The sequence below is a fragment of the Pseudoalteromonas apostichopi genome (assembly GCF_030297135.1).
Taxonomy (GTDB): Bacteria; Pseudomonadota; Gammaproteobacteria; order Enterobacterales; family Alteromonadaceae; genus Pseudoalteromonas; species Pseudoalteromonas apostichopi.
This window is the reverse complement of the sequence record NZ_AP028066.1, coordinates 310,609-333,985: the sequence shown is the minus strand read 5'-3', so window position 1 is coordinate 333,985 and position 23,377 is coordinate 310,609. Positions and strand designations below refer to the sequence as shown.

25 protein-coding genes are annotated in these 23,377 nt (G+C 40.8%); 11 read left to right on the top strand and 14 right to left on the bottom strand.

What is annotated here, in order from left to right; all coding sequences use genetic code 11:
• The first annotated feature begins 12 nt into the window (after nucleotides 1-12).
• On the top strand, nucleotides 13-417 hold the full coding sequence (locus QUE86_RS17550) for a hypothetical protein (protein WP_167657403.1): 405 nt from the start codon (nucleotides 13-15) through the stop codon (nucleotides 415-417).
• A gap of 67 nt (nucleotides 418-484) precedes the next feature.
• On the opposite strand, the gene QUE86_RS17545 is transcribed toward QUE86_RS17550, so the two are convergent.
• Complete coding sequence (locus tag QUE86_RS17545) at nucleotides 485-820, bottom strand: zinc ribbon domain-containing protein YjdM (protein WP_054553514.1); 336 nt, start codon at nucleotides 818-820, stop codon at nucleotides 485-487.
• A 75-nt stretch (nucleotides 821-895) separates the two neighbouring features.
• Nucleotides 896-1,462 (bottom strand): Tll0287-like domain-containing protein, encoded by a 567-nt coding sequence (locus tag QUE86_RS17540; RefSeq protein ID WP_250662337.1) that lies wholly within the window; start codon nucleotides 1,460-1,462, stop codon nucleotides 896-898.
• A gap of 154 nt (nucleotides 1,463-1,616) precedes the next feature.
• Here QUE86_RS17540 and QUE86_RS17535 point away from each other — a divergent pair, with 154 nt between their 5' ends.
• Complete coding sequence (locus QUE86_RS17535) at nucleotides 1,617-2,081, top strand: TlpA family protein disulfide reductase (protein ID WP_286260769.1); 465 nt, start codon at nucleotides 1,617-1,619, stop codon at nucleotides 2,079-2,081.
• On the opposite strand, the gene QUE86_RS17530 is transcribed toward QUE86_RS17535, so the two are convergent.
• The gene (locus QUE86_RS17530) at nucleotides 2,056-4,464 is read right to left on the bottom strand and encodes a bifunctional diguanylate cyclase/phosphodiesterase (RefSeq protein WP_136374532.1); all 2,409 of its coding nucleotides are present in this window, start codon (nucleotides 4,462-4,464) and stop codon (nucleotides 2,056-2,058) included. The two genes, QUE86_RS17535 and QUE86_RS17530, sit on opposite strands and share 26 nt — an antisense overlap.
• Before the next feature lie 276 nt (nucleotides 4,465-4,740).
• Between QUE86_RS17530 and QUE86_RS17525 the strand changes: the two genes are divergently transcribed.
• The 6 genes from QUE86_RS17525 (at nucleotide 4,741) to QUE86_RS17500 (ending at nucleotide 8,930) form a co-directional block, all read left to right on the top strand.
• The gene (locus tag QUE86_RS17525) at nucleotides 4,741-5,328 is read left to right on the top strand and encodes a DUF4202 domain-containing protein (RefSeq protein WP_130052891.1); all 588 of its coding nucleotides are present in this window, start codon (nucleotides 4,741-4,743) and stop codon (nucleotides 5,326-5,328) included.
• Nucleotides 5,329-5,348: 20 nt separating this feature from the next.
• Nucleotides 5,349-5,864, top strand: a complete 516-nt coding sequence (locus QUE86_RS17520; RefSeq protein ID WP_286260768.1) for a TFIIB-type zinc ribbon-containing protein — start codon at nucleotides 5,349-5,351, stop codon at nucleotides 5,862-5,864.
• Nucleotides 5,865-6,333: 469 nt separating this feature from the next.
• Nucleotides 6,334-6,672: a hypothetical protein gene (locus QUE86_RS17515; RefSeq protein WP_286260767.1), complete on the top strand. Its 339-nt coding sequence runs from the start codon at nucleotides 6,334-6,336 to the stop codon at nucleotides 6,670-6,672.
• Nucleotides 6,673-6,696: 24 nt separating this feature from the next.
• Nucleotides 6,697-7,440, top strand: a complete 744-nt coding sequence (locus tag QUE86_RS17510; protein WP_286260766.1) for a hypothetical protein — start codon at nucleotides 6,697-6,699, stop codon at nucleotides 7,438-7,440.
• On the top strand, nucleotides 7,427-8,185 hold the full coding sequence (locus tag QUE86_RS17505; protein ID WP_286260765.1) for a hypothetical protein: 759 nt from the start codon (nucleotides 7,427-7,429) through the stop codon (nucleotides 8,183-8,185). The genes QUE86_RS17510 and QUE86_RS17505 overlap by 14 nt, the downstream gene beginning before the upstream one ends.
• Complete coding sequence (locus QUE86_RS17500; protein ID WP_286260764.1) at nucleotides 8,172-8,930, top strand: hypothetical protein; 759 nt, start codon at nucleotides 8,172-8,174, stop codon at nucleotides 8,928-8,930. The genes QUE86_RS17505 and QUE86_RS17500 overlap by 14 nt, the downstream gene beginning before the upstream one ends.
• A 95-nt stretch (nucleotides 8,931-9,025) precedes the next feature.
• Here QUE86_RS17500 and QUE86_RS17495 read toward each other — a convergent pair whose 3' ends face one another.
• Complete coding sequence (locus QUE86_RS17495) at nucleotides 9,026-10,024, bottom strand: NADP-dependent oxidoreductase (RefSeq protein ID WP_286260763.1); 999 nt, start codon at nucleotides 10,022-10,024, stop codon at nucleotides 9,026-9,028.
• 181 nt (nucleotides 10,025-10,205) lie between these two features.
• On the opposite strand from QUE86_RS17495, the gene QUE86_RS17490 reads away from it, so the two are divergent.
• A complete protein-coding gene (locus QUE86_RS17490; RefSeq protein ID WP_130052887.1) occupies nucleotides 10,206-10,631 on the top strand; it encodes a MarR family winged helix-turn-helix transcriptional regulator in 426 nt (141 codons plus the stop codon).
• Here QUE86_RS17490 and QUE86_RS17485 read toward each other — a convergent pair.
• From QUE86_RS17485 to ndk, 10 genes are all read right to left on the bottom strand, one after another.
• A complete protein-coding gene (locus QUE86_RS17485; RefSeq protein WP_055022061.1) occupies nucleotides 10,628-11,008 on the bottom strand; it encodes a VOC family protein in 381 nt (126 codons plus the stop codon). The genes QUE86_RS17490 and QUE86_RS17485 overlap by 4 nt on opposite strands.
• Before the next feature lie 115 nt (nucleotides 11,009-11,123).
• Nucleotides 11,124-12,593 carry a ribosome biogenesis GTPase Der gene (gene der / locus QUE86_RS17480; RefSeq protein WP_167657409.1) on the bottom strand — a complete coding sequence of 490 codons (1,470 nt, stop codon included), beginning with the start codon at nucleotides 12,591-12,593 and terminating at the stop codon, nucleotides 11,124-11,126.
• A gap of 75 nt (nucleotides 12,594-12,668) precedes the next feature.
• Entirely contained in the window at nucleotides 12,669-13,847 is a 1,179-nt protein-coding gene (gene bamB, locus QUE86_RS17475; protein WP_167657410.1) for an outer membrane protein assembly factor BamB, read from the bottom strand.
• Between the two features lie 9 nt (nucleotides 13,848-13,856).
• Complete coding sequence (locus QUE86_RS17470; RefSeq protein WP_250662331.1) at nucleotides 13,857-14,477, bottom strand: YfgM family protein; 621 nt, start codon at nucleotides 14,475-14,477, stop codon at nucleotides 13,857-13,859.
• Between the two features lie 24 nt (nucleotides 14,478-14,501).
• Nucleotides 14,502-15,776: a histidine--tRNA ligase gene (hisS, locus tag QUE86_RS17465; protein WP_130052883.1), complete on the bottom strand. Its 1,275-nt coding sequence runs from the start codon at nucleotides 15,774-15,776 to the stop codon at nucleotides 14,502-14,504.
• 132 nt (nucleotides 15,777-15,908) lie between these two features.
• A complete protein-coding gene (gene ispG / locus QUE86_RS17460; protein WP_167657411.1) occupies nucleotides 15,909-17,027 on the bottom strand; it encodes a flavodoxin-dependent (E)-4-hydroxy-3-methylbut-2-enyl-diphosphate synthase in 1,119 nt (372 codons plus the stop codon).
• A 5-nt stretch (nucleotides 17,028-17,032) separates the two neighbouring features.
• Nucleotides 17,033-17,872, bottom strand: a complete 840-nt coding sequence (locus QUE86_RS17455) for a RodZ domain-containing protein (RefSeq protein WP_256854024.1) — start codon at nucleotides 17,870-17,872, stop codon at nucleotides 17,033-17,035.
• Nucleotides 17,869-19,599 (bottom strand): type IV pilus biogenesis/stability protein PilW, encoded by a 1,731-nt coding sequence (gene pilW / locus QUE86_RS17450; protein ID WP_286260762.1) that lies wholly within the window; start codon nucleotides 19,597-19,599, stop codon nucleotides 17,869-17,871. The genes QUE86_RS17455 and pilW overlap by 4 nt, the downstream gene beginning before the upstream one ends.
• A 113-nt stretch (nucleotides 19,600-19,712) precedes the next feature.
• Entirely contained in the window at nucleotides 19,713-20,843 is a 1,131-nt protein-coding gene (gene rlmN, locus QUE86_RS17445; RefSeq protein ID WP_130052879.1) for a dual-specificity RNA methyltransferase RlmN, read from the bottom strand.
• A gap of 171 nt (nucleotides 20,844-21,014) precedes the next feature.
• On the bottom strand, nucleotides 21,015-21,446 hold the full coding sequence (gene ndk, locus QUE86_RS17440) for a nucleoside-diphosphate kinase (RefSeq protein ID WP_036972405.1): 432 nt from the start codon (nucleotides 21,444-21,446) through the stop codon (nucleotides 21,015-21,017).
• 243 nt (nucleotides 21,447-21,689) lie between these two features.
• Here ndk and QUE86_RS17435 point away from each other — a divergent pair, with 243 nt between their 5' ends.
• Nucleotides 21,690-22,280 carry a DUF5034 domain-containing protein gene (locus QUE86_RS17435; protein WP_167657414.1) on the top strand — a complete coding sequence of 197 codons (591 nt, stop codon included), beginning with the start codon at nucleotides 21,690-21,692 and terminating at the stop codon, nucleotides 22,278-22,280.
• A 512-nt stretch (nucleotides 22,281-22,792) separates the two neighbouring features.
• Entirely contained in the window at nucleotides 22,793-23,374 is a 582-nt protein-coding gene (locus QUE86_RS17430; protein WP_286260761.1) for a hypothetical protein, read from the top strand.
• Nucleotides 23,375-23,377 lie beyond the last annotated feature (3 nt).

Below are 23,377 nucleotides of genomic sequence, written 5' to 3'. Positions count from 1 at the left end.
AGGATGGCAATTATGATTGAACCAAACTATGCAAGTTACACACTTGATGAGCTGATAGATTGCAAAACAAACATAGACGCACAAGTATGGCCCGAGCGGCTAAAAGACATTGAGAATGCGTTAAATGTTTATGCCAGCCAATCTGCTGAGCACGAAAAGCAGTACAAACAAGCGGTGTTTAATGCTTATTGTGAGACGCTCCGTCATGATCTGACAATTAGTATCGATGATAATATTCTTTGGTTTTTAAGACCGTTTTCAAAGCAAGCTAAAGAGATTACACCTAGCACCTTTGCTGGCGAAGTTTGCCCTCTTTGCGCGGGAGATCTTAGTGCAACCACCTGGGCTGCTGGTTGGGAGTTGAGCTGCGAACATTGTGAAGTAACAGGGATTGTTGTTGAAAAGTTTGGCTATTAATAAAATTAGCTTATTGAGATTGCTGCGTAATTATTCGCAGCAATATATAACAATTTTGATGATGCTATCAGGCTTTTTTTACAAACTTAGCGGTTACCATCATTTCACCTACGCCATCAACTTTACAGTCTAACTCGTGGTCTTTTTTATCTAACACGCGGCGGATAACGGCTTTGGTACCAATTTTAATCACTTGTGAGCTGCCTTTAATTTTTAAATCTTTCGCAACGGTCACTTTGTCGCCATCAGCTAATAAAGTGCCATTAGCATCTTTTACATTGATCACATCATCAGTATCAACCGCATTAGGATCCCACTCATGAGCGCATTCTGGGCATACTAAATTGTTTTGATCTTCATACACGTATTCAGAGTTACATTGTGGGCAAGGTGGAAAAGACATAAATGGCACCATGGTTAATTATAAAAGCGTATTTTAATGGCTAAGAGCAAACTAAGCGAGCATAAGGCTTATATTTTATGGCTCAGGCGTTTCGAGCGTTTTGGTAATGGAGAATATCCCTCTTAAATCACCAAGCCGATAGCCTGTGGCTAAATCATTTGGGTAATGTTCGCTAAGCACTTGCTTCACCTCTGGTGCTATCGTTTGGCCATGACAATTTAGGCAAACTGGCGCGATTTTTATCGCTTTAGCAAAGCGGAATTGGCCTTCTTTACTGGTTGAGAAAGTCACATTATCGATGCTTTCAGTGTTTCTGACCATATCGAGTAGCTGGGCGATTTTTTCAGCTTCCCAGTCATCCGGTTTATTGTCTGGATTACGGTTTTTAGTACTTTTACGCGCTACAGTCCAGCCATCTGTTGATAGGCTTTCGGCAATGGCTGGAGCCTGCATTTTACACACATTAATCCCTTCGACTAACCCACCTTGTTTGATTGCAGCTGCTAATGCTGATTTAAGGGTGGTGGCAAACTCAGCTGCTCGCTCAGCTGCTTGAGTTTCTAGGTTAGCTGATTTTGTTTCGGCGTAAAGAGTAGGCGATAGTAACGCGGTGAAGAGGATTAATGTTCTTAAAGCAAGCATAATAAAACCTTATATTAGATATATCTAATATAGTAGTTCGTTTTTACTTTACATGCCAATGTAACCTGCAAAAATAACTATTCTTAGCACAAAGCCTACTGGAGTGTTGCTGCTAAATTGGTTATGGTGAGAAAAATATTTTGAGAACAAAAAAATGAAAAAACTAATTTATATCGCCGCTCTGTTATTTTCAGCTCTCACATTTGCAGGTACCGCTCCATACAGTGGAGAGATAAGTCGTGATGACTTACTTAAAGACTACTCTGCATTTAGTGAAGAGTACGATGAATACACACCGAGCGAGGAAGAGTTAAGCACTATAAAAGCACTGCAGGGGAAGCAAGTTTTGGTGTTTTTAGGCACTTGGTGTCATGACTCAAAACGTGAAGTGCCACGTTTTCTTAAACTTCTTGATACAGCAAAGGTGCAACTAGGCTCACTTAAATTAGTGGCCGTTGGCTACGACAAGCTAGACCCTGCAGGGTTAGCAAAACAGTATGACTTAATGTATACACCAACCATTATTGTCCTTGATGACGAAAAAGAGCTTACCCGTATGATCGAAAAGCCAAAACAAAGCTTGGCTTTGGATCTTACGCAACCGGGTCAAACGCTATAAAATCATCAATGGATAACGGCATTGATATTAAATAACCTTGAATATAATCAATGCCTTTATCACTCACTAATTGCCACTGCTCTGAGCTTTCGACCCCTTCAGCGGTAATCGTTAAATCGAGTTGATGGGCTAAATCACTCATTGTTTGTAAAAATAAACCATCTTTCGGGTTATCTACGCAGTTACAGATAAAAGCCCGATCAATCTTAACGTTATCCAGCGGAAACTGCTGAATCGATGACAGTGATGAATAACCCGTTCCAAAGTCATCGAGAGATAAATTAAAACCCGCTAATTTAAGCTCATGCATTAGGTTTATCGCGTACTGGGTATTTTGAAATAGGGCTGATTCGGTGATCTCAAGGTTTATTTTTTGATTTGCAGGAAATAGTTTGGCTTTTTCTTTACTTAGTCGTTTAACTAAGTGCACGTCAGAAAACTGTTTACGCGACAGGTTTATCGACACTTTAATATGAATGTCGTTATTAACCATGCGATGGCAGTCTTTAGCAACTTTAGCAACAATCCAGCGAGACAATAAATTAATGAGCTCTGATTGCTCAGCAATGGCAATAAACTCCATAGGTGACACAAAGCCTCTAACAGGGTGATGCCAACGTACAAGCGCTTCACAGCCAATTAGTGTGCCATCTAAGGTGTTTACAATCGGTTGATACACCATGCTTAGCTGTTCGTTGGCCGCAAGGGCATGACGTAAATCACTTTCAAGATTACTTTGTGCAATGAGCTTATCTTTGAGCGATTGGCTGTAGACTGTGAATGGCTTTTGCGTGCGGGGGCATTCATTCATCGCAATAAGTGCAGTATTTATTTGCTCAGCCGCATCGATGTTTTGTAAATGCGGATAGCCCACGCCAATGTATAAATGGTAAAAATGAGCGCTGCCAGCGGTTTCAATAATGCCTCCGACCTGATGCTGAAATTTATCTAATAGGGCAGCGAGCTTGTCGTCAAAAATGGCCTCTTTTAGCAATATTAAAAAACAGCCGGGTTTTATATGCGCGCAAAACGCTTGGAGCAAGTCAGAAAATGCAATTAGCCGGTTAGCTATCGTTGTCTGTAGTTCATTTAAGTAATCTTGACCGTAAATATCTTCTAATTGACGATAGCCTTTGATCTCGGCGCACAATAAAGTAAGGCCACTAGAGTAATGATTTTCTGGGCATATGCTTGCTATATACTTTTCACTGTAACGGCGGTTAGCAAGTCCAGTGACAGGGTCAAAGTGTGCTTGCTGGTATAGTTCGTGCTGACGTTGTTTTTCTGCACTTATGTCTTCAATCGTACCAACTAAGGTGTTGGTTTTTGGGTTCCATTCAGCGTGTTCATGAAACCAGCGTTTTTCACCATTAAGTTTAATTGTGTACTCAATTTCGGTCGGACTGCTTGGCTTAGTATGAATAAAATTTAAAAATGTGTTTTTATAAAAGCTATCGATTTTTTTACAGACATTATCAATTGATTGTTCTTTGGTTTCTTCTTGAAATAATGCCACAGCTTGTGTTGATAACTGTCTAATGCTTTTATTAGGCGATAAGTGCCAACTACCCACACCACTAAGTGATTGAGCTTGTTTAAGCTCAAGCGCTTGCTCTGAGAGCTCTAAAGTTTGTTTTTGTACTAACTTTTCTAGGTTTTGTTCATGTTCTCGTAACCGGTAAGTAATGGTAATTAAATAGCTACTAACCGATGAAAATAGCAGAGCAATGAGTAATAACACTAAAAATTCAACATGCGTGCGATAAGCAAACTCGTCTTTAATGCCGACAACCCATTGTTGATTTTCAACATCGAGGTTGTAGGTTGTCCAATCGTTTTGTTGAAAAAGGTGATTATTTAAAAGAGGGGTGTAACTATCAGCTGTTTTTTGCCAAACTTCATACAAGTGAGGATGAGAAGTCGAGTCAGGTGGTAAATTTGCGATAAACTCTGGAAAGCGCAGCACCACGATTGCAAACCCCCAAAACTCATTTTGATCAAAAATTGGTAATCTTGCTACTAAGCCTTGGCCACCTTGAGCCAACTCTTTTGGCCCATCGATTTGCATTTTTTTAGTATTAATGGCTCTTTGTAATGAGTCTTGAATACTTTGTATTTTGAATAAATCGACACCAATTACAGTCTCGTGACTATTAAGTGGATAGGTATATTGAATTACACCCTTTGGTGCTAGTTGGATGGTTTGACTGCCGTCACTATGAGTTAATATCTCTGTAGCTAGGGTTTCGAATTCAGTTTCAGTGTATGCAAAGTCACGCATTGCCGCACGAACAAGGTAGGGGCCGAGGAATGCGCTATTGAGTGCTTTTTCAAGGTTGCGACTGTAACTGTTAAGTGCTGTAATTTTCTCTATTTCATGCATTTCTTGTCTATCGTAAAACACTTTAAACGTGATAACCGAAAACAAACAGAAACTAAGAAAAAAAGAAGTAAATAACGGTGAAAAATATATAATATTGCGCAATAGTATCTCTATATGAAGTAGATATTTAAGTATTAAACTTACCTTTAAAAATACTAGTTTAGGGTTATCTGGTTGTCTAGCTAAGTGTTAGGAATTAAAGATGAATTTTTAGCATGTTAGAAAAATAATTGTACCTAAATACAATAGATTGCAAACAATATTAAGATAAATGCTATGTACCAAGCCGTTATTAAAGCTATAGATGTAGCGAATGCTGCAGATCCAAATCGTGTTACACAAGACGAACAAGCGCTAGCAAAAGAGTCACTCTATGCGATGCGTATGACCGATATGCTAAACCGTTTCAACCCCCAAGCCGATGAGTTGATGCATATTGCCGCACGAGGTCAACATATTGAGCGTTGGCGTTCTCCTCGCAGCGACTTCCCTATGGGTAAGCAAGGTTATTACCAATGGCGCACTGCTTTATATGACTTTCATGCAGAGCGTGTAACAGCCCTTATGAAAAAGGCGGGTTACTCACCGGAAGAATGCGAGCGTGTATACGCAGCAGTAGCGAAAAAGAATATAAAACGAAACCCAGATAGCCAACTGATTGAGGATATCGCAAGTCTCGTGTTTATAGAACATTACATGCTGGATTTTGCAAGTAGTAAGCCTGATTACGATGAGCAAAAATGGTTGGGTATTATTCGTAAAACCTGGCAAAAAATGTCAAACGAAGCACATGATTTTGTGTTAGCTGGTAACATCAGCTTACCTGAGCCGCTTAAGCCGTTAATAACAAAAGCGCTAAATTAATTGTAAAACAAGGATGTACTATGTTCTGCCCGCGTACTAAAACAGCCCTTGAAGCTGTGAGCATTGGTGATGTTAACGTGTATTTATCAAAAAGCGGTGGCGTATTTTTTGATAACCGACAAATATTTCACTTTAGCGATCCGAGTTTAAAGCCAGCGCAAGTGCTGGTGGCTCATTTACAAACCTTGCCAATAGAACAGGTTGATTTAGAAAAGCGAGTTAATTGCCCGAATTGCCCTGACGTGGTGATGATGCGACGCTTTTTCACGCCTTTAAAAGTGGTTGAAATAGACGAATGTCCAAACTGTGCGGCTATTTGGCTTGATCATGGCGAGCTTGAAAAGATCCATGAAAATCATTTAACGCCAAAAGAACGTGAAATGCTGCGTATTGATATGGCCAATAATCATGGTTTTATTCAAGTTAAAATTCCTAAAAGGCGTTACTCAGTACATGCTGAAAAGCCTGAGCCTAAAGCAACGTCATCATTAGAAAAACTAGCAGAACTTGCGTATTTATCGATTTTGAATGACTGATAATAAAAAGCCTGTACCAATTCAGGCACAGGCTCTATCAACTGGTTAAGCGTTAAAGCTTAACCAGCATTTTTCCTTTATTTTTACCTTCGAACAGGCCAAGAAATGCATCAACAGCGTTCTCGATACCGTGGTATATCGTTTCTTCAGATTTAATCTTGCCTTCGCTGATCCATTCGCTCTACAAATTCAGAGAATTGAGAAAAATAATCAATCACGATAAACCCTTGCATGGTGAGCTTTTTATCTTGCCTTAAATCGTTAAAAATTACTGGTTCTTTATTTTTATTTCGGTTCTTTTGTTTGTTTTTTAATGATTTTTTTGACGGTTTTTATTGCTGGTGTAAGGTTGTTAAAGTTTTAAGTGGATTTTACAAAAGGAATTGCTGTGAATATAAGTCATAACAGGGTTGTTTTATATTTTATTCTGATATTCGCTACTTTGTTTATTTATACATCGCTAGTAGTTATGTTAAATGATATTGAGCAAAAAGAGCCTAAGATAAAACAGCTAAACTCTCAGTCTTATCATGAGTCTAGTCTAATTCTAAGTTTGCTTTCGCAACTAAACTCGGCTGAGTTGAGCCCAAATAACGACCGCGTATCACCTAACCCGAACATTACTGAATTCGACAATATACCCATTGTAATTTTAAAAAATAATAAAGCTGACTTATTAAAAACGTTAGGGCTATTGTTTGATACAGACAACGGCCTTGCCTTGTCGCCTGAGCTTGCGCAGCTTGCCGATATTTATGGCTACCAAATTAGTGGCAGTGCCGACAACCCCATTATTAGCGCTAAATAATTATTAAAATACAAGGTCAATAGTGTGAAAAAATTAGTGGTGTTTATGAGCGTGTTACTGGCCTGTTTTTTTACCACAGGTTGTGATTTTTTATTTGATGAAGCGCATGGTTATCGTGGGCCCATCGTTGTGACGATTAAAACAGAAGATGGCTCAGTGCCAGAATTCCCTTTTTTAATAGAGTCGGGCTATTCAGAGTCGTGTGGTCATAGCAGTTGCGGTATTGAATTTGGTTATAAATATTTTAAAGCAGCCTATGCGAATGAGCCAATTACCTTCCCGCGGGAGCGGTTAGATTTATTACAACCTAATGCCTATGCATCGATTGAGTTTACTGTGACCCATCCTAATTATCACCAAGGCGGATTTCCACGAGGTTTTGCGCCTACCGATGCTGATGACCCCATTTATGTTACGTTTACTGTTAAGCCGTTTGCTGAACAAATGAATAAAGTAGCTGGCTGGGCGACTGGTTATAAACAAGATATGCAAAAATTCGCACCAGATAGCAGAGAGTTTAAAAAAGCAGATATTAGGTATCGCCAAGCGCGTTTTAATTTAGGACAGATGATTGCAAGGCATATCACGGTGATCAAAACTTTTTACTTGCCCCATTTTTCAAAACGCATGCAACAACGTGTGATTGAAAAATATCAACCGATTTTTAAAGCGTGGTATTACGGCGTACCTGAAACAGATTGTTGGGATATGGTTGACTGCAGGAAGCAAATTTTAAAACCAAGGAAGGCTGAATATGAAGGATTATAAGCGTAAAGTGGTGATGCAATTTTATTGTGTATTACTGGCCTGTTTGTTTACAACAAGTTGCACTACAGTACTCGATAAGGCCCATGGTTATCGCGGGCCCATCGTTGTGACGATTGAAACCGAAGATGGCTCAGTGCCGGAGTTTCCTTTTTTAATAGAGTCTGTGTACACAGAGTCGTGTGGTCATAGTAGCTGTGGCATAGACTCCGGTTATAGATATCTAAAAACGAGCTATGCCAATGAGCCAATCACCTTTCCGCGGGAGCGGTTAGACTTATTGCAAGCTAATGCCTACGCAACAATTCTTTTTAAAGTTACTCATCCTAATTATCACTACAACGTCTTTACTCGAGGTTTTGCGCCTACCGATGCTGATGACCCCATTTATGTTACGTTTACCGTTAAGCCGTTTGCTGAACAAATGAATAAAGTAGCCGGCTGGGCGGAAGGCCCTAAACAAGATATGCAAAAATTCGCACCAGATAGCAGAGAATTTAAAGAAGCAGACATGATGTATCGCCAAGAGCGTTTTAATTTAGGACAGATGATTGCAAGGCATATCACGTTGACTAAAACGGTTTACTTGCCTCATTTTTCAGAAAGCATGCAACAACGTGTGATTGAAAAATATCAACTTATTTTTAAAGCGTGGTATTACGGCGTACCTGAAACAGATTGTTGGAATAAGATGACTTGTCAGGAGCATATTTTAAAACCAAGGGAAGCTGAATATGAAGGATTATAAGCGCAAGGTGGTGCTGCAATTTTATTGTGTATTACTGGCCTGTTTTTTTACCACAGGTTGTGATTTTTTATTTGATGAAGCGCATGGTTATCGCGGGCCCATCGTTGTGACGATTGAAACCGAAGATGGCTCAGTGCCGGAGTTTCCTTTTTTAATAGAGTCTGTGTACACAGAGTCGTGTGGTCATAGTAGCTGTGGCATAGACTCCGGTTATAGATATCTAAAAACGAGCTATGCTAATGAGCCAATTACCTTCCCGCGAGAGCGGTTAGACCTATTGCAAGCTAATGCCTACGCAACAATTCTTTTTAAAGTTACTCATCCTAATTATCACTACAACGTCTTTACTCGAGGTTTTGCGCCTACCGATGCTGATGACCCCATTTATGTTACGTTTACCGTTAAGCCGTTTGCTGAACAAATGAATAAAGTAGCTGGCTGGGCGACTGGTTATAAACAAGATATGCAAAAATTCGCACCAGATAGCAGAGAGTTTAAAAAAGCAGATATTAGGTATCGCCAAGCGCGTTTTAATTTAGGACAGATGATTGCAAGGCATATCACGTTGACTAAAACGGTTTACTTACCCCATTTTTCAAAACGCATGCAACAACGTGTGATTGAAAAGTATCAACCTATTTTTAAAGCGTGGTATTACGGCGTACCTGAAACAGATTGTTGGGATATGGTTGACTGCAGAAAGCAAATTTTAAAACCAAGGAAGGCCGAATATGAAGGATTATAAGCGCAAGGGATGCTTGTTTCGGCAATCGTATTTTTTAAACTTGCCTAAATAGAGCCTGTATTAACTAAGATACAGGCTTTATTTGTAATTAAGCGTTAAAGCTTGACCAGCATTTTTCCTTTATTTTTACCTTCGAACAGGCCAAGAAATGCATCAACGGCATTTTCAATGCCATGGTATACCGTTTCTTCAGATTTAATTTTACCTGCGCTGATCCATGCGCCCATTTGTTCAATAAACTCAGGGAACTGATCAAAGTAATCAATCACGATAAAGCCTTGCATGGTGAGCTTTTTCGAGTTGATATAAAACAGGTTGCTTGGCCCTGGCTGTGCGGTGTCATTGTTGTAACCTGAGATCATGCCACAAACAGGAATACGGCCGTAATCGTTCATTACATTGAGTGCAGCTTCAAGGTGATCACCACCTACGTTTTCAAAGTACACATCAATGCCTTGTGGTGCCGCTTGTTCAAGGGCTTCTGTTAGGTTTGCTACCGTTTTATAGTTAATTACAGCATCAACACCCAACGCTTTAACCATGTGTGCTTTTTCGTCAGAGCCAACCGAAGCAATCACTTTACAGCCTTTTAGCTTAGCAATTTGGCAAACAACGCTACCTACAGCGCCTGATGCAGCTGAAACAAACACGGTATCGGTTTCTTTAAGATTAATTACCTTTGTTAAACCTGCCCATGCAGTTAACCCAGTCATACCCATAGTACTTAAAAATAGTTGGTCTGGTAGTGGCACGTTAGGTAGTAACGTTAAGTCGCTACCATCGCTAATGTGCATGGTACGCCAGCCACTAATATGACTTACTTTGCTTCCTACAGGAAAGTCGTTATTGCGTGATTCTATCACTTCGCCAATAGCACCGGCTTCCATCACTTCGTTTAAGTTAAATGGCGCGATATATGATTTACGATCGATCATGCGTGGGCGCATATAGGGGTCAACTGACATCCAGGTATTTTTAATTAACACTTCGCCGTCGTTTAAATTAGGAAGTGATACTTCGACCTGCGCAAAATTAGCCTGTGTTGGTACACCCGTTGGGCGTGAAACTAAATGAATTTGTTGACTTGTCGCCATATAAACCTCGAGCCTGCTAGATTGGGATTAATTAATATGTTGCGCAAAATGTTTGTGCGCAAACTATTTGCGATCAATTTAATGATCTTTACAGTAAAAGGCAATAGATAGTAGGAAAATAATTTGCGCGCAAACTAAATTACGGCAATAATAGGGCTGTATTTCAGTTTAGGGTAATAGCATGAGCAATAACTTATCAGACAATGTGTGTTTCACTTTATACAGTGCAACAAATGCGTTGATCAGAGCGTTTCGGCCAATTCTCGAGGCTTATGACTTAACCTATCCGCAATATATTGTGATGCATTCGCTTTGGTATAATAACCAAGTGAGTTTAAAAGAGCTTTCTAATGATACGCACCTCGATTCAGGTACCCTAACACCGATAGTTAAACGCCTAGAAACGAAAGGTTTATTAACACGCCAGGTATCAAGTGAAGATGAGCGTAAAAAAGTAATCTCGTTAACTGAGCAGGGCATGCAACTTAAAGTTGATGCCGAAGAACTAACGGCTAAGTTAATGGCGCGCTCAAACATGAGCTTAGAGCGCATAGAATTACTACGTGAATTAACCCTTGAACTTCACACTGACCTTACCAAAGACTAATCTTCTAATAAACACACTAAGGTGCCCTCAATAGCGCGAACATACGCATAATGCTGGGCATCTTTTTTAGTTGGTGGGCACAATGGTTCAGCACCAGCAAGCACGGCTTTATCATAACTTTCGACTAAATTATGGCAGCTGAATCTTAGCTCAAAACCAAGGGCGGGTTGCTTAGGATGGGCGCGAATATACCCTTGCTTGAAATATGATTGCGCATGCGGGTGGGTCGCAAAAGCAAGTTTAACAGACCCTGTGACAAGTTCACCGTATTCGGCATCGTCACTGATATGGTTGGTATTTAAACCAAATGCTTGATAGTAAAAGTCGAGTACTTCTTCTACGTTATCGACGTAAATAACCTGACTTAAAAATACCATTTATGCTGCTCTATTTATTGTTCGTTTATTAAATAAAGCATAGTTTTAGCAATAAAAAAACCTTGAAAGTCATACTCACAAGGTTTTTTTAATACTTAAAGCTTAGCTGTAGTAGCTACGACTTGTTGCGGTTTTCTTTCGCAAATGCACGAATCTTACGTTTTTGCGATAAGGTCACTTTGTTGGTACGGCCCGCGTATGGGTTGTCGCCTTCTCTAAATTCAATTTTGATTGGCGTGCCCATAATACCTAATGCTTTACGGTAATAGTTCATTAGGTAGCGTTTGTAACTATCTGGTAAGTCATGAACTTGGTTACCGTGGATCACGATACGTGGTGGGTTATAGCCACCTGCGTGTGCATATTTAAGTTTCACACGACGACCGCGAACAAGTGGCGGTTGGTGATCGGCTTGTGCCATATCCATGATACGACGCAGCATCGCTGTGCTAATACGCTTAGTTGCTGACTCGTACGCTTCATCTACTGACTCAAATAAGTGACCTACACCTGTGCCATGTAAAGCAGAGATAAAGTGTAAACGTGCGAAATCGATAAAACCTAAACGGCGGTCAAGCTCTGACTTAATACGTTCTTTAACGTAATCATCAAGGCCATCCCATTTGTTAACAGCAACAACCAATGAACGTCCTGCGTTTAAGGCGAAACCTAATAAGCTTAAGTCTTGATCAGAAATACCTTCGCGAGCATCAACCACTAGTAATACAACGTTAGCGTCTTCAATTGCTTTAAGGGTTTTGATCACAGAGAACTTTTCTACAACATCGCTTACTTTCTTTCGCTTACGAACACCCGCGGTATCAATAAGAATGTATTCTTTGTCATTACGTGTCATCGGTATATAGATAGAGTCACGAGTTGTACCCGGCATATCGTAAACGATTACACGTTCTTCACCTAAGATACGGTTGGTAAGTGTTGACTTACCAACGTTAGGGCGGCCGATAATTGCAAGTTTTACTGGCTTGTCGGCAAAGGCTTGTTGATTGTCTTCAGCGTCTTCATCTTCGCTGTAAAGATCAACCAATTCGTCATCACTTTCTTCAAGCTCTTCAGCTTCGCCTGCAAGTTCCGCAATAACTGGCTGTAAGGTCGTTTCGAGTAGTTGCGTGATACCACGGCCGTGAGCCGCAGCAATGTGATGCACGTCACCTAAGCTTAGCTGGTAGAACTCAGCACAGTATGAGTCAGCATCAATACCATCCACTTTGTTTGCCACAACAAAACATTTCTTCTGTTGTTTACGTAGGTGATTAGCAATTGCTTGGTCTGCGGCAGTCATACCTGCACGGGCATCAACTAGAAATAGCACGATATCCGCTTCTTCAATTGCCAGAAGCGATTGTTCAGCCATTTCGGTTTCGATACCTTGCTCAGAACCGTCAATACCACCCGTGTCTACCACGATAAATTCATAGCCATCGTAATCAGCTTGGCCATATTTTCTATCTCGTGTTAAGCCAGGGAAGTCGGCTACGAGGGCGTCACGAGTACGTGTTAAACGGTTAAATAATGTGGATTTGCCCACATTGGGTCGCCCAACAAGAGCGATCACGGGAAGCATAAACTACCTCTTAAAAAAACAACAAAAGGCTTCGCCAAGCGAAGCCTTAGAAAAATAACGTTTACTATTAGTAAGTTAGTTTGGAATTTTAACCGCGCTAACTTCACCATCTCGGGTGTATAAAATCAATTTGTCACCGGCAACAACTGGCTCAATGAAGAAACCTGAGCTGTCAAAATCTTCGCGCGATACAAGCTCGCCCGTTTCTTTGTCTAACCAGTGAAGGTTACCTTCTTGGTCACCCAATGCTAAATACTTACCAGCCACGGTAGGGCCTGTTAAGTACCAGCCGCGTAGAGCTGGTTGGCTCCAACGCTCAATGCCTGATGTTTTATCTAGGCCGTAAATAACGCCATCGCTATCAACAACATAAATAGATTGACCATCCATAGATAAGTCACGGTAGCTGCTGTATTCACGTTTCCAAACAACATTACCAGAACGAATATCTACGGCCGCTAAATTACCATTATAGGCGATTGCATAAGCATATGGGCCGCTAATCAATGCTTGTGTATCTACATCAACTAAACGTTCAAACTCAGACGCACCTTTTGGAGAAGCAATTTCAGCACTCCAAGCAGAGTAACCATTTTCAGAAATTAATACGCTTAGTTTACCAGTTTCAAGACCTAGTAATACACCACCATTTGCTACTGTAGGCGAGCTTTGACCACGTAAAGTTAGTGGTGGTACTTCTTGTTCAAAGCTCCAGCGCTCTTCACCGGTATCTGGGTGTACAGCTAATAATTTACCTGAGCCTAAGTTTACAAAAATTAGGCCGTCGCCGGCAGCAGGTTTTGCAAGTACTTCGCCAGGCATTGTTTTACGCCAAACTACTTCACCTGTTTCACGGTCAAGCGCGGTTAAATAGCCATGCTCAGAACCAACAAAAATTTTGCCGTAAGCTTGTAAAATACCACCCGATAACTTGGCACTTTCTGTGGTTTCCCAAGGCCAGAAGGCAGGGTTTTCACGCACATCGGTTTCCCAGAGCGTATCGCCATTTTCAAGCGATAGGGCTTCAACTTCACCTTCGCGGTTTGCTACATACACAACATCGTTATGAATAGCCGGCGTTAAGCGCGAGAAATAATGCTGAACACCATCACCAATTGATTCTTGCCAAACCACTTCTGTCTCAAATTGATTAACAATTTCAGGCAGTACCAGCTCATCTTCGTCATCACTTGACGAACACCCAGTAAGGGTTGCGATACACAGAGCAAGTGTTGCCGCTGTTAACTTCTTCATCTTAACCCCTTACGCCGCTGGGCTAGTTTGTGCTAAGTCATCAAGTTTAATTTGTAATAACGGATTGTTTTCAAGGCCGCCATTATCAGCAGCAGCTTGGTATTGGCTACGTGCTTGGTCTTTGTCGCCCTGTGCAGCATAAACATCGCCTTTTAGTTCAGCAACTGCAGCAGAAAATGATGCTGGAAGCTGTGCATTTAGCGTTGTTAGTGCTTGATCATATTGCTTTTGAGCAAGGTGAACACGAGCAAGGCGAGTTGTAGCCGTTGCTTTTAGTTCAGGGTTTTGCTCGTTGGTGATGATCCAGTTAAGCTTTTCGCTTGCAGCATCAAGGTCATTTTTATCAACCGCTTCTTTCGCCGCTACAAATGCTGTTAGCGTGCTGTAGCTTGACTCGCTGTTGTTTTTAATAAACGTATCCGCTTTTTCTAGCACGGCACCGCTCTCAACAAGTTGTGTGAAAGAGTCAGATGCTTTCTCAGCTGTGGTGATTTGGTTTTGGTTATAAGCTTTCCAACCATATAAACCACCTAAACCTGCAACAATACCAATTGCAAGTGCTAAACCATTTTCACGGAAAAAGCGTTTGATCGCTTCTTCTTGTTGTTCTTCTGTTGAATAAATTTCCATGCTTACCTCTGTTGCTAGCTGAGCTTAAATAAGTTCAGCTAGTAGCGTTTTCGCTTCTTCTAGTTTTAAGGTGACTTGTTCTTTACGCTCACGTAAATACTTAATAGTCACAACGCCTTGTTCTAATTCATCTTCGCCGATAATAACAGCTACGAGAGCATCGCTTTTATCTGCGCGTTTTAATTGTTTTTTAAAGTTGCCGCCGCCTGCGTGAACCATTACACGTAAACCTGCAACATCTTTACGTAATTGAGCGGCAATAATTGGCGCTTGAATACTGGCTTTATCGCCCATGGCTGCCAAATATACATCAGCACTACGGCGGATGTCACCTACACATTCGAGTGCTTGAAGTAATAACACTAAACGTTCAAGGCCCATTGCAAAACCAACCGCAGGTGTTGCTTTACCGCCTAGTTGTTCAACTAGACCATCGTATCGACCACCGGCACAAACGGTTCCTTGGGCGCCAAGGCTATCGGTTACCCACTCAAAAACGGTACGGTTGTAATAGTCAAGACCACGTACAAGCTTTTCATTTACCGTGTATTCGACGCCCGCAGCGTCTAAACGTTCACATAAATTTTCAAAATGTTCTTTTGATTCAGCATCTAAGTGTTCAGATAATTTTGGTGCATCAGTTAAAATGGCTTGTACATCAGGGTTTTTGCTATCTAAAACACGTAAAGGGTTTGAATGCATACGACGCTTAGAGTCCTCGTCGAGTACATCAACATGTTGCTCTAAGTAAGCAACAAGCGCATCTCGGTAATCAGCACGGGCTTCATTTGAGCCCAGAGAGTTAAGTTCAAGACGAACGTGTTCGCTGATACCAAACTCTTTCCATAATTGGGCTGTCAGCAAAATTACTTCTGCATCAATATCAGCAGTGGCAATGCCGAATGTTTCTAAGCCAAATTGGTGGAATTGACGGTAACGGCCTTTTTGCGGGCGCTCGTGACGGAACATTGGACCCATATACCATAAACGTTGTTCTTGGTTATACAGTAAACCGTTTTGATTACCAGCACGAACACATACCGCAGTACCTTCAGGGCGAAGCGTTAAGTTATCGCCATTTCGGTCTGCAAAGGTGTACATTTCTTTTTCTACAATATCAGTTACTTCACCGATAGAGCGTTTGAAAAGGTCGGTAGATTCAACAATTGGAAAACGAATTTCTTGATAACCAAACGATGAAACTGTTTCACGTAAAATGTCTTCTACTTTCTGCCAAATTTGCGTATCGCCTGGCAGACAATCGTTCATACCACGAACTGCCTGAATTTGTTTTGCCACTGATAAATCCTAAATACTGTACTTGCGTTGAAAAAACACGCATCAAGAAAAACTAAAAATTGACCCGCTATTATAACGTCTAAGCGGTAAAGGTAAACGGCAAACCCAAGGGTTTACCGACTATAATTCGAATTATTCAACGATTTTGATATCGATTGGCGTTTCTTTCTCTTTCTTAGCGATAAAGTCACGTACATAGCCTTCAAGTTGTTCGACTATATTATCGTTATCAATACGTGCTTTTTGACGTTCACCGTTGATATATAAGCCTGAGCGGCGATTTGCACCAGCAAGGCCGATATCGCTGACAAGAGCTTCGCCAGGGCCATTTACTACACACCCAATAACAGACACTGACATAGGTTCAACCACGTCTTCTAGGCGCTCTTCTAATTGGTTCATGGTGCTAACTACATCGAACTCTTGGCGTGAGCAACTGGGACATGCAATAAAGTTAATACCGCGTGAGCGAATGCGTAATGATTTTAAAATATCAAAGCCAACTTTAATCTCTTGTACTGGGTCAGCAGCAAGTGACACACGTAACGTATCACCAATGCCTTCGGCAAGTAGCATACCTAAGCCAACAGCTGATTTGACAGAACCTGAGCGCATACCACCTGCTTCGGTAATACCTAAATGCAGTGGCTGGTCGATTTCTTTCGCAAGTAATCGATATGCACCTACTGCTAAAAATACATCTGACGCTTTAACAGATACTTTAAATTGATCAAAGTCTAAACGTTGTAAGATCTCAACGTGGCGCATAGCTGATTCAAGGAGTGCCTCAGGTGTTGGCTCACCATATTTTTCCTGTAAATCTCGCTCTAATGAACCACCATTAACACCAATACGAATAGGAATGTTGTGCTCTCTTGCTGAGTCTACAACGGCACGAATACGTTCTTCGCTACCAATATTACCAGGGTTAATGCGTAAGCAATCAGCCCCGTATTGAGCTACTTTTAACGCAATACGGTAGTCAAAGTGAATATCAGTTACCAGCGGAATAGTGACTTGTTCTTTAATGCTTTTAAATGCTTCAGCTGCTTCCATAGTCGGCACTGAAACACGCACAATGTCAGCACCAGCATCTTGAATAGCTTGAATTTGTGCAACTGTAGCATCTATGTCTAAAGTATTAGTGTTCGTCATCGATTGAACGGCAATGGGGGCACCATCACCAATTGGCACATTACCTACGTTAATACGGGTCGATTTTCTTCGTTTAATAGGAGATTCTGAAAACATTGCGGTTACTCTGTTAACGGTAAAGTAAATTTAGCTAAGCGATTTTTGGCAAAATGTGAGGTATCGATGGTTTCGCCTTGAAACGTAATATCAACCACTTGATGTTTGCCTAATACAACATTAAATGGTTGGGGGCCGGTTACTTTCATGATGTAACCTGCTTTTTTAACGCCAAAAGCGATGCGATCGCCGTTGCCATCATGAATTTCTACCCAGCTATCTTCATTGAAGTGCATCACGACTTCACTGTGCTCAGGATCAGCCTTTTCAGTTTGTGGCTGAGCAGCAACTTGGCTTTGTGTTTCGTTGCTGGTTGTAGGCACATCTGCTTCAGGCTGAATGATTGTTTCTTCAGCAGGCGCTGCTACAGCTAAGTCAGGTGAAATATCACTGCTTTCAAGCTGGTTTGGCATCACCGTCGTTACCGGCTCCTCGATATTCTGGTTGCTATTTTGCCACCACCAAAACACAGATGAGCCAATGATCACCGCTAAGATAAAGTAGCTAAACAGCATTAAGCGGCTGTCATTAGCTTCTTTTTCAGTACGGCGAGAAAAGCTCTGCATTTTAGATTTCTTTGCAGGTTCAACGTGCTCTGGTAATAATTCGAGCATCGCTTGGCTATCGATTTTAAGCTCACGACAATAGCTTTTGATATAGCCTTTCACAAAAGTTGCAGGGCCTAGTAGTTCATGCTCGTCATTCTCTAATCGTTGTAACTGTAAAACTGATAACTTTAATGCTCCAGCAAGTTGCTCAAGGCTCATGCCTGTGTCTTCGCGGCGCTTTTTTAGTGCTTGGCCGAGCGTTTCTTGCGGTTGTTCTAAATTGTTTTCTTCATTCATAATGCGTATGAGTCTGGATCTACCAATAAGAGTCTATGCCCAGGTTTTAGGGCTACATCTGGGCTCAATTTGTTCCAGCGCATTAACTGATCGATTAATACGCTATGCTGTGTGGCTATGCTATAAAGTGTGTCGCCATCACTGATATTGTGATAAATATTCGGATTGTTTAGAAAAATGCGAGTACCGTTTTGGACTCGGTCTGATTCTTTTAAGCCATTCCACTGCAAAATCTTCTGTAGTTTAACATTGTATCGCACCGAAATACTAAACAGGTTTTCACCATTTTCAATAATATGATACGGGATATTCAGCGCCGGTACATTTGCGTTTAGCATTGGTAAATTAAGCGGCTGATCCGTCACGCTAAAGTCAGTGTTATCTGCTGAAGAACTGCTATATTGACTGCCACTAAATACGTTTGCGTCTTTTTCTGCCTCATAAAACACCACAGTACCAGCATTTTTATTAGTGCTTGGTGTGCTTGCTGGCGTTTGTTGAACGTTAGGCGTTTGCGGCGCACCAAATGACACGATGGTCACTTCATCACTACTTTGCGCTGTTGTTTGTTTTTGTTGCTTTGCATTAACAGGGGATTGTTCAACTTTACGAGAGGTAACTGTTTGGAAGCCTTGGTCAGTTTGTTCAGTGAGCGTCTTTGGCGTTGTATTGAGCGGCTGTGTTGAGGCTAATGCTTTGGTTGATGGCTTTTCTTCGCTGTCTGAGTTTACCTCAGCTGCTACCTGTTCATTGCTTCTGGCTACGATTTGTGACTCTTGCTCAGCAGCAGCCACTGACGCCTCAGCAACAAGGGTTTGATTATCAGGAGCTTTTCTTTTCACTATGCGAATTTTTGGCTGATCTTTACTGACTATGCTGCTGTCGCTAGAAATTTTAAGCTCTTCTAACAGCGTTTGACGATATTTTTCACGTAGTATTTCAAATTCAGAACGTTTAGTTTGCCCAGAAGAAATGGCCTTTGCTTCTACTGAACCTGGGTAGGTTTGTAAAATGATTGCTGCGGTTGTTTCGGCTTTTTCAATATGGCCCATACGTTGCTGAATAAGGTAGCTGAGCATGAGTGCACGAGGGGTAACTCGACCAGTTGATTCGTATTTTTCAATCACCTCTTCAGCTTTATGAAGGTCGCTTTTAGCGTAATATAAACCGGCTAGGCTAATCATTGAAGAAGGGCGCTGCGAGCTGTGGTTTAGCGCTGATTTTAGGTATTTTTCTGCATTTTCAAAGTCATCAAATTCAATCGCACATAAGGCTAAGTTTTCGTAACTTTCAGCTACACGGATATAGCTAGGAACTGCGATCGCCTTAAGAAGTTCTTCTGCTGCACGGTCGTATTTGCCAATGCCACATAAAAAGACACCATAGTTATTTAAGGTGTTTGGATCATTTGGGGCGATTTTTAAAGCGCGTTGATAGGCTTTATCTGCTAGATCTGGCTCATCAACTTGTTGATAGTAATAGGCTAAAGAGTAGTGAACTTCAGGAAGGTCAGGTGCAAAGTCTGCGGCACGTTCTAGATTATATTTTGCTTGCGAGTTGTTGCCCGTTTTTAAGTACTGTAACGCAAGAGCGATACGAGTACGAGCAGCACCGGTATTATTAATCTTTTTTTCTACAACGGGTCTGTCGCTTCCGTCGTAGCTGTTTTCTGTAACACACCCTGTTAATGCGAATGCACTAACAGTAATGGCAAGTATAGAACGCATTACCTAATCTCTTCTTTGATTCCGTATGCCTATCTTACCGAAAAGCCTTTGTGTTGCATCTATTATTTTAAAATAACGTGTTTATCACAAAGGCTTATCTTTAAATATTCTGTTTATGCTTGATGAATATTTACCGCAATTGCGTTATCTTCGCGCATTTTCTTTTTCGCTAAACGCTTAGTACGGTCGACAACATCACCCACTAATTGACCACAAGCAGCATCAATATCATCACCTCGCGTACGACGAACAATACAGGTAATACCCGCTGCTTGTAATACTTTAGAGAAGCGGTCGATACGGCTATTGCTAGAACGGCCATATTCGTTACCCGGGAATGGGTTAAACGGGATCAGGTTTACTTTTGAAGGTGTCCCTTTCAAAGTTTTAACCAATTCATGAGCTTGATCTGTGCTGTCGTTAACACCTTGCAACATAACGTATTCGATAGTCACATCTTTGTTTGCTTTAGAGCCATCAATATAACGACGACACGCCGCTAAAAACTCTTCGATTGGGTACTTTTTATTAATAGGTACAAGTACGTCACGCAGCTCATTGTTTGGCGCATGTAATGAAATAGCGAGTGCAACGTCGATTTTCTCTTTTAATAAATCAAGAGCAGGTACCACACCTGATGTACTCAATGTCACGCGACGCTTTGATAAGCCAAAACCCCAATCATCCATCATTAGTTCCATCGCTGGCACTACATTTTTAAGATTAAGCAGAGGCTCACCCATACCCATCATTACCACGTTAGTAACTGGGCGTTTAGTGCTGTCGCCGTTTAAACCAATGTCTTTTGCAACACGCCAAACCTGACCGATGATCTCTGACACAGATAAGTTACGGTTAAAGCCTTGTTGTGCTGTTGAGCAGAAGGTACATTCAAGTGCACAACCTACTTGAGAAGATACACATAAAGTTGCACGGTCTTTTTCTGGGATCCAAACAGCTTCTACTTCTTGGCCACCTTGCAGCATGAGGGCGTATTTGATAGTGCCATCGCTTGCTTCTTGTCTAACTGAGATCTCAGGAGCAACAATTTCACATTCCGCTTTTAGCTTTTCTTTAAGCTTTTTGTTGACGTTCGTCATATCGTCAAAATTGTCTACACCAAAATGATAAATCCATTTCATCACCTGATCACCACGGAATGGCTTTTCACCGAATGATACAAAAAGCTCTCGCATTGCATCTCGGTTTAAATCTAATAAATTAATCTTTTTTTCAGTGGTCATGAAACAACCTCAATCAGTGACGGTGGTAAAGTAGTTTGGGTGCGCGATTGTATATTATTTAATCGGCTTAGTCATTAGCTAAACAGATTTACAATAGGCTTAGCTAATGACTAAAAAAGGGCTCGAAAGCCCTTTTTCTTCTGCATCACAGACTTAGCTGTGAACTCGAAATTAACGAGTACGTGGGCAGATTTCTTCGTCAGCGAAGAAGTATGCGATTTCACGTGCAGCTGATTCAACAGCGTCAGAACCGTGAACAGCATTTTCGTCGATGCTGTCTGCGTAGTCAGCACGTAAAGTACCAGCTAGTGCTTCAGCAGGGTTAGTAGCACCCATGATTTCACGGTTTTTAAGTACTGCGTTCTCACCTTCAAGAACAGTAACCATTACTGGACCAGATGTCATGAACTCAACTAAAGCACCGAAGAAAGGACGCTCGCTGTGCTCAGCGTAGAAACCTTCAGCTTTTTCTTTTGAAAGGTGAACCATTTTAGCTGCAACGATTTTAAGACCAGCCGTTTCGAAACGGTTGTAGATAGCACCGATGTGGTTTTTTGCAACTGCATCAGGTTTTACGATTGAAAAAGTACGCTCTAAAGCCATCTTTATGCTCCAATAATTTTAAATTTAAAGGTTAAATATTAACGGGCGCGAATTATACGCGCTTTACATGAAAATTCCTAATTTTATTAAATAGTCATTTGATGGCATTTTCATGAACCCTAAACACGCATAGCAACATGGGTATAAAATATGAGCGAATATTAGCAGCTAAGCACTTGTTATTGTTTATTTTATAGGTAATTATTAACTCAGGAAATTACAAAACTAATAAGGACAATAATTATGAAAAAGCTTTTACTAGTCAGTTTATTCGCAAGCTGTTTAGCGGGTTGTAATTCAGACTCAAACGATGAGCTTGAGTGCTCTCCTTACCCCATTGCAATCGATATTAATAATTATGTTGTAACCCCAGAGCAAAACGAGGTTAACACAGCACTCGCTTATGATGCCTATACCATAAAATTAGGCGGTGTTGGCGAAGGTGTTTATAGTGAAGGAAATGAGCCTGACCCTAATAAAGAGTACGCAGAGTGTGCTATCCCGGCAGTAGTGCTAGGGAGCGCAAATAGCATTACATCTATTAATATTTACTCAAGCGCTGATTACAACAGTGAATTCACCGCGGGGATGAGTTTAAATAGCGTGTTTGATATCACTGAGATGTTTGTGAATGATTTTAATTATTACAGTGATGGCAACTATGCCAATGTTGAAGACTTCACAAGCGTCGTACCCACTACTGCACCTATTTTTATTGAGCTAAAACCTAACCAAGCCCCTGAAGTTGAAAGTAGTCATATTTTTTATATCGATATTAGTTTTGCAAACGGCAAAACCTTTGCGCTTGAAACTGAAGAAGTACAGCTGTTTTAGCTTTTGTAATTAATAAGTCACATTTAGCATATAATATAACTATTTAATTATTAAAGAATATATGTTGTAGCTTTTTGTGCTGCTAACATTAGCAAATTCGAACCAATTACCCTGGATAGTTAATTGAGTTTGATCTTAAAGGGTGGTCATAGGGTTGGTCACCTTTTTTCTTTTCTCTATAAGTCCATACTTAGTTCAATATTAATAATACCAAAATACTAGATGGTGCTTGGTTTTTTAATATTTAAGTGCATGATTACATTTTGGTACAGATTGATACATTTTTCACTTTTGTAAATAAATATTTAACAGATTGTTAATTAAGGCGTTTTTTTACAGTTAATTTAATCGTTATTCTCTGCGTGGTTTTTACCTTTTTTAGTGTATTGAATTCTCATTTTACTTCCTCTATTACTTATTTTTGTCACTCATAACTAATTGTATAAAATAAATATATTTTATTTTTGAGTGGTTTTAGCTGTTTTTATAAAAGCAAACAACAAGGAATTAATATGAAAAAAACGCAGTTAGGTTTGTTAATCACATCGTTCGCTATTATGGGTGGATGTGCCAAGTTAGACGCTCAAGTTAATGCTGGTGGTACTCTAAATTCAAAGGGTGGGGCAGGAAAAGCTGTGTTTGTAGCACATGCATCTCGTTGTGATGGAGATGTAAGCGGAAAAGTAAATTACAAAGATATAACTGCATTAGATTGGCAGCAATCAGGAGGAGTATCATTCAACGCAAAGGTTTATGGTGCAGGTTTATGTAGTGAAGATCCGGTATCACCTGATGGGGCTGAATCTGGCGATGAGCGATTATTCTGTAAACAAGATATTTGTACTGAGGGGATGTATCAGGTTGAGTTTAATTATAACTCGACAAACCCTAGCTTGCCTGGGGAGGGGGTTGGCTTTGCGTGCATGATGGATATTTCTGAAGGTATTAAATCTGGATTTGGTGCAAATGGGTTATTGAATGTGATGTTACTCGAGTCTGGACCATACCAAGGTTATAACAATGCCGGAACAATAAGTGGCAATGTACAGGTGAAAGATTGCCCAAACAGCAAAAAAGACGACAACGCAGAGTAAAGA